The organism is Burkholderia sp. B10, assembly GCF_004368385.1.
Lineage (GTDB): Bacteria > Pseudomonadota > Gammaproteobacteria > Burkholderiales > Burkholderiaceae > Burkholderia > Burkholderia vietnamiensis.
Window position 1 is genome coordinate 1 of the sequence record NZ_PQMX01000165.1, and the last position, 1,518, is coordinate 1,518.

Genomic DNA, 1,518 nt, shown 5'->3' on the forward strand with positions numbered 1-1,518 from the left:
GCCTTCGCGTAGTACAGCGCCTCGTCGGCCGCCTTGATCAGCGCACCCGGGTCTCCATCCTGACCGGGCGTCGAGCTCGCCATGCCGATGCTGGCGGTGACGCGCCCATATTCGCTGCCGACGTGCTCCAGTGCCAGGTCATGGATCGCCCCGCGAATGCGCTCGGCAATCTCGATCGCGCCCTGCCGGGGCGTATCGGGGAGCAACACCACAAATTCTTCTCCGCCGTAGCGGGCCGCAGTATCGGCTGGCCGGCGGATGTTTTCGCCAATGCAGCGCGCGACGGCCGCCAGCGCGTCGTCGCCGGCTTGATGGCCGTAGGTGTCGTTAAAGGCCTTGAAGCGGTCAACATCGACGAACAGCAGCGAGAACACGGAGTGCGCGCGCTGCGCGCGGCGCCATTCCCGCTCCAGCACTTCGCCGAAGCTGCGGCGGTTATTCAGGCCCGTCAGCCCGTCTGTGCGGGCGAGCAGTACCAATTCCGATTCCGCGCGCATCCGGCGGCGCAGTTGCTTGCTGAGGACCATGGACAGCACAATGAACGCCGCACCGAAGGTGCCCACCAGCGCACCGATCGCCACGGCGCGCTGCCACCACGCCGCATAGATGTCCTGTTCAGCCTCCGCCACCATGATGATCAGCGGCAGCTCCGGTAGGTGTTTGAAGTAGTAGAGCCGGCGCACGCCGTCGATCGACGCGGTCTCTGAAAACACGCCCTCCCGAGCGGACATGAACCGTCGGAATGTCGACGCTTGGCTGATGTCGCGGCCGACGATGCCGTCCGTGAAGGGCTGACGCATCACCATGATGCCGTCCGTTCCGATCAGCGAGATCGAACCGTGCTGCCCGAGCGACAGGCCGGCAAACAAGTGGTGGAAGTATTCGAGGTTGAGGCCAATCAGCGCGATGCCGGCAAACGAGCCATCCGGATTCGAGATACGCCGCGACAGCGCCATGCTGGGCGTGCCGGCACTCAGCCGTGAGATGAACGGATCGCTGATATACAGTCCTACGTCAGCATTATCGCGATGGACCGTGAAGTACTTACGGTCCGCGAAATTGCCCTGGCGCGGCACATCGTGGGCCGAATCTAGGACGATGTTGCCGTCGGCATCGAGCACCAGCTGCGAACCGATAAAGGCGGCACTCATCGCGTGATCGAATAGCACGGCACGCCGCAGCGCGGGCGCCGCGGCCATCACATCGGGCCGCTGCAGCCCGTGGGCAAGCGCCTGCAGCGACAGGTCGTACAGCTCGAAGTTGCGTTCGATGTCGCGCTCGGCCATCAGACCGAGATTGCGCGCGCTTTCGCTGGCGCGCTCCAGCGCGTCGTGGCGGCTTTGGAACAACTGCAACACGCATAGGCCCATCAGCGCGCAGGCGATCACGACGCCGATTGCCACGATCAGGTAGGGGGCTGTTGTTCGCCGGTGCATCGGTCGCCTCGCTGCATTTTTGGTGCGCCGGGCCCCGACGCCTGCTTTCCGGATACTAAAAAGCCGCGCTCGCCTTGGCAAG

The 1,518-nt window shown here is 64.6% G+C and carries 1 protein-coding gene; it reads right to left on the reverse strand.

Translation table 11 applies throughout. From position 1 onward, the window contains the following. Positions 1-1,436 (reverse strand): sensor domain-containing diguanylate cyclase (locus C3Y15_RS31375; RefSeq protein WP_134206954.1); only part of this gene is annotated, 1,436 nt, incomplete at its 3' end. Positions 1,437-1,518 lie beyond the last annotated feature (82 nt).